Annotated in this window: 3 protein-coding genes; 1 reads left to right on the top strand and 2 read right to left on the bottom strand. The window is 57.0% G+C overall.

Features of this window, described 5'->3' with window-relative positions; genetic code table 11:
• On the bottom strand, window positions 1-2,092 hold a 2,092-nt coding region (locus tag VFU50_06745; GenBank protein ID HEU5232540.1), incomplete at its 3' end, for a TonB-dependent receptor.
• Between the two features lie 602 nt (window positions 2,093-2,694).
• Entirely contained in the window at window positions 2,695-4,389 is a 1,695-nt protein-coding gene (gene recN / locus VFU50_06740) for a DNA repair protein RecN (protein ID HEU5232539.1), read from the bottom strand.
• Between the two features lie 802 nt (window positions 4,390-5,191).
• Here recN and VFU50_06735 point away from each other — a divergent pair.
• The coding region (locus VFU50_06735) for a MotA/TolQ/ExbB proton channel family protein (GenBank protein ID HEU5232538.1) at window positions 5,192-5,691 on the top strand (500 nt) is incomplete at its 3' end.

Below are 5,691 nucleotides of genomic sequence, written 5' to 3'. Positions count from 1 at the left end.
GCGCTCCAGGCGCAGCAATCAGGCGGGGATAGACTACGAACGGCGTTGATCCGGTCAGAAAATTGTCCTGCCAGATGTTGGGCGGAATGGTTGTGATGCCGCCGCCGATGTGCGCTTGCAGATTCTCGGTCGCGCGCCAGGCGAGTTGCACCCTCGGTGCAAATCCATTCAGATTTCCGCTGTAGCCTGGCTGGGGATTGACGACGAATTGCTCCTGCGTGCCGCTCGGACCGGGAATGAAGCGAAAGCTCGAGGTGCGCTTTGCGCGTTCCGAAATAGGAGTATAGATCTCGTAGCGAAGACCGTAGTCGAGAACCAGGCGCTCAGAGATCTTCCAGGTGTCCTGGAAATAGAGGCCGCCCGAGTTGCGGTTGATGGCCGCAGGGCCAATGTGCTCGCCATTGGAGAAATACGATGGCGCTACTCCTCTGTTGTACGCAAACGGGCTTCCCGTCAGCAGGCTGCTGAGAGTGTCTGGAAGCGGATCGCCGGCCTGAATATTGTGCGTTCCGCTTTGGGAAGGAATCTTTACCGGAGAGTAGGCAATGCCGCCGCCGAAGTCATATTCCCCATTTGGGCTTGTCCCGAAATAGGTCGTGTCTCGGTTCAGGCGCACTTCTCCGCCAAACTTCCATTGATGCTTTCCGGTAGTAAGGGAGAAATTCTGCGTGACTTGAAAGAGGTTGCCGAAGGCAGTCTGCACCGAGCCCGCCGGGGCATTGAAGGATTCGAACAGGCCGTCGTTAAACTTCAGCGCCGGATCGGTCTGGTTCGGTGTGGCAAAAGTCGGCGTGGTGCGGATGATACTGAAGACCGTTTTAAAGCTGAATCGCGGTGAAACGGTTTTCGCGTACGATGCCGCGACGTTGCGCTGGCGATCGATGTAGCGCACGCCGAAGCTGGGATCGAGCACCGTCTGGTCGGGATTCGTCGTCGGGCCAGTCAGGTTATCGAAATTCACGCGGAAGAACAATTGCGACTTGTCGCTCAGCTTGTGATCGAGGCGAATGGAAAACTGATTGGCATCGGTGTTCACCTTTGCCGAAGTCGCATAAGTATGTGGCCCATACGCGCCTTGCGGAAAGTTCGGCAGCGGATAGCGCGCGAGTACGCCAGCGATGCCGGGATCGATTGGCACAATCAAGGTGTCGCCTGCAAACGCCGTGGTGTCCAGCCCGGCGCGTTCATCGGCCGTGGGCACAGGAATCACCTGCGTGGTTCCCAATACCTGACGGAATCCCTGGTATTGACCGAAGTAGAAGGTCTTTCCTCGTCCGTTGTACAAACCGGGGATGACAACAGGCCCGCCATTGGTGAAACCAAACTCGTTGCGCCGAAATGGCGGAATGCGCCCCGGATTGGCCGGCGATGGATGATCGAAATAATTGCGCGCGTCGAGCGCCGAGTTGCGCAGGAACTCGAAGACTGATCCATGAAAGCCGCTACTGCCGGAGCGCGTGATGATGTCGGTGAATCCGGCAGCGCCGCGTCCGATCTCGGCCGGCATCCATCCGGAACTGGATTGGATCTCTTGCACCGCATCGACATTGAAGTTGGTGAACGTGCCGCCTCCCAATTCGGGATCGGTGACGTCCGCGCCGTCCATGGCGAAGACCGCCTCGACTCCACGCTGGCCATTGATCGCGAACTGTTGCGTGAAGTTATTCGCGCCGTTCGAATCCGTCATTGTGCCGGCAGCCAGAAGCAAAAGCTGGCTGAAGTCGCGCTTGTTGAGTGGCAGCTCGCTGACCGCCTGACTGGACAAGTCCTCGCCGCCTGTGGCCCCGGCTGCCTTCGGGTCAGAAATCGCCAAAGTATTCCGCTCAGACAGGACGATTTCCGCAGGGGGTGTCTTCGCGCTGATTTGAACCAGGTAAGGCTCTGATGCCTTTCCACCCGCCGGAGTGATCGAGAGCTGGTAAGAGCCAGCTTGAACGCTTCCGAAATGGAACTGCCCGCTTTTGTTTGTGGTCGCCGTGAGCGCATCGTGGCCTTTCACGAGACGCACGGTTGCGGCGGCAAGCGGATCCCCCGACGCATTCCGGACGGCTCCTGACCATGGCACATCCGCTGCCTGAGCGAAAACTGCCATTGCCAAGAAAAGAGATCCCCGAATCCAGCCAATCGGCTTCACCGTCTTAGATCTGATCATCAAGAAGAAAAATTTCACCGTTTTTGCGAGTTTATAGCGAGTGATTTCGATAAGTCATTCGGTACGAGGATCTTGTGATGAATCGTCGCAATTTAGATTGCTGGGGTTACCCCGAAATTTCCACGGGGTAACGCCGAGATTTCCACGGGGTTACCCCGGAATTTCCGCTCGGTAACCCCGAGTTTTTCGGTGGGGTAACCCCAAGTATCGGATCGGCGGTTTCACGCTGGACTTGGTGGACGCTGTGGACGCTATGGACATCTTTAAGCATTTAAGCATTGCACTTCACCGTAAACATTGCATTCCACCGTAAGGGGTTGCATTGCCCTATGCTGCTCGACTGCGGACTCCGGTTCAAACTCCATCCGTCCACTCTGTCCACTACGTCCACCGCGTCCATAATGCTGCCAAAGCGCCGTCGCGAAACCCTGCTTCTGTGCTATGACGAAACGGGGCGAAAGTCAAGCGAAATGTCGTGAGCGCATCAACTGCGCCGGTCGAGTAGCGATCACACGCGGCGCGTCGGAGCACCGCCTGTGCGACTAGGCGTTTGCCTTCAACATCTGCTCGGCGTGTTTCAGAGACGCGTCAGTGAGTTTGGCTCCGCTCAACATACGTGCAACTTCTTCCCTTCTCTCGTTCGCATCGAGTGGACGAATGGTCGTTCGTGTGCGACTGCCCGAGATGTGCTTCTCGATCAGAAGGTGATGGTCCGCGAACGATGCAATTTGGGGAAGGTGGGTAACGCAGAGCACCTGGCTGTGTGCTCCTAAACTTTTCAATTTCTTCCCTACTGCCTCGGCGGCCCGGCCACCGATGCCGGTATCGATCTCGTCGAACACGAGAGTGCGTTCGGACTTCGAGCGCTTCGGTTTGCCATTCCCGTTCGGACGCGTCGTTCCCGATTCGACACCGACTTTCAGCGCGAGCATTACGCGCGATAATTCGCCGCCGGAGGCGATCTTTTCAATTGGACTAAGCGGCTCGCCGGCGTTGGTGGCGATCAGGTATGCGATCGAATCGAGGCCTGTTGTCGACCAGTTCGCTTCCTCTTCCGAGGTCCGCACCTCGACATGGAACCGTGCTTTCATCGCGAGCTCATTGATCTCGGCTTCCGCGATCTTTTCCAATTTGCGCGCTGCGGTCGCGCGCGCCCGCGAAATGGACCGCGCTTCTGTCAGGTATTCAGTCGCTGCGGCTTCGAGTTGCTTGCGCAGCGCGCGAAGAATTTCATCGCGATTCTCTACCTCATTCAGCTTCTGCGTGAGATCTTCGGCGAAAGCGAGGATCTCCTCAACGTTGCTGCCATACTTTCGTCGCAGGCGATCGATGGTTGCCAGGCGCTCTTCGATTTCGGCGAGGCGCTCGGGAGAGGCGTCGATTTTATCGGCGTAGTCGCGAGCTGAGGCGCTTACGTCCTCTATATCGGCTTTGGCCGAGTAGAGGGTCTTGAGGAATTGCTCGAATTGGGAATCATATTTAGCTAAGTCTTCCACCTGGCGCATCGCTGTGCGCAAAGTACTTAGAACGGAGGTTGGCGATTCGTACAGCAAGTCGTACGCGCTGTTTGCGAGCGAATAGAGCTTCTCAGCATTCATGAGGACGCGGCGCTCGGTTTCGAGACGCTCGTCTTCACCCGCTATGAGCTTCGCGGCATCGATTTCACGCTTCTGAAAGGCCCAGAGATCGACCAGGCGCAGTCGGTCCTGCTCACTGCGCTCGAGTTCATCGATGCGTGCCCGCAGCTCTTTCCACCGCGAGTACTTTTGGCTCAGCGGTTCGGTCGAGATCGCGGCGTATGCGTCCAGCAACTGCAGCCGTGCAGGCGGATCGAAGGCCAGCACTGTCTCATTCTGCGCGTGGATGGCTGCGAGTTCGGGCGCTAACTGCTTTAGAACAGCGACCGTAGCGGGTTGATTGTTGATCCAGACGCGATTCCTGGTGCCGATTTCGCGCTTCAGGATGAGTTCTTCTGAAGCGCTCTCCAGGCCGTTTTCGTCGAGGATGCGCGCGATTTGCGCGCGCTCTGCCTGGAAGACACCGCTTATAACGGCCTTTTCGGCGCCGTGCCGAACGACCTCCGGTGATGCTTTATCGCCCATCAGCAGCGCGAGCGCGTCGATCAGGATGGATTTTCCTGCGCCGGTCTCGCCGGTGAGCAGATTCAGCCCGGGACCGAACTCGACGACCACCTGGTCGATGACGGCATAGTTTTCGACGCGAAGTTCGACGAGCATCAGGCGAAGAATAGCGTCATTCGACGCTCCAAACAATCGCTTTGATTTTTTGTCATTCCGAACCGCCGGGCTTTGGCGGTGAGGAATCCCTACGGACGACTACAATGTCGGCCCGTACGACGATCCTGCAGAGTTTTCTTTGTCTATATCCTGTCGAGTCTCTCGGGAACGCTCTACGTGGGCATCAGTAACGTGCAACGGCGATCAGCCGAGCACTGGGTTGGGGCTTCGTTTTTGTCATTCCGAACCGCCGGGTTTTGGCGGTGAGGAATCCCTACGGGCGACTACAATGTCGGCCCGTGCGGCCATCCTGCAGAGTTTTCTTTGTCTATATCCTGTCGAGTCTCTCGGGAACGCTCTACGTGGGCATCAGCAACAACGTGCAGCGACGATCAGCCGAGCACTGGATTGGGAGCAAAAAGAGCTTTACTGCCCGCTACTCCGTTGATCGGCTTGTGTATTTCGAGACGTTTCTCAGATGTCGTGAAAGCCATCGCCCGCGAGAAGCAGATCAAAGGTTGGCGGCGGGAGAAGAAGATCGCGTTGATTGATAGCATGAACCCATCTTGGCGGGACTTACGGCCGGAACTGAGACAAGCAGTGCCGTAATCTCCACGCCGAATCAGACTCCGCTTCTTCGCACACTTTAGCAGCATGGGCATCGGTAGGGATTCCTCACCGCCAAACCCCGGCGGTTCGGAATGACAAAAGAGGCAAAGAAGCACATGTACTTCCGTGATTCTAAGCGCCGACTCTCTTTGCCATGCAGAGTAGCGGTTTGTTACCTTTACTAGAGGCATTCATGACGTACTCCCCCGCCTTATTAGGCTTTGCTACAGACCTTGGAAATTTAGTTGCCCAGACCGGACCGGTGGCCAGACTGGTCCTCATCATTCTGTTGTTTTTCAGCATTCTTTCCTGGGCGATCATCCTCTCGAAGTGGTCGAAATTTCGCCGCATGCGGACGCAGAGTGGCCGCTTTCTGCGGGCTTTCCGTAAAGCAAATGGACGCCTGCAGGACGTTTCCTCGGTTTCAGAGCAGTTCAAGCCGAGCCCACTGGTTGCTGTTTTCGAAGGCGGCTATGACGAATATCGCCGCCAGGCTGGCACGCGCAACATCACTGCGGTTCAACGAGCAACTCAGATTGCCTCTTCCGAAGAGATGACGCAGATGGAGTCGCGCCTGCCATGGCTTGCGACAACCGGAGCCGTTACACCGTTTGTGGGACTTTTCGGCACGGTTTGGGGCATTATCGACGCCTTTCAGGGCCTTGGAACCGCGGGCGCAGCCACGCTGCGAGC

The organism is Terriglobales bacterium, from assembly GCA_035764005.1.
Lineage (GTDB): Bacteria > Acidobacteriota > Terriglobia > Terriglobales > Acidobacteriaceae > Gp1-AA112.
The sequence above is the reverse complement of the archived record's forward strand: the minus strand, read 5'-3'. Positions and strand labels throughout refer to the sequence as shown.

Bases quoted from the DNA above. Each gene is read 5' to 3' on its own strand.
- recN (HEU5232539.1), bottom strand. From the start codon at position 4,389: ATGCTCGTCGAACTTCGCGTCGAAAACTATGCCGTCATCGACCAGGTG.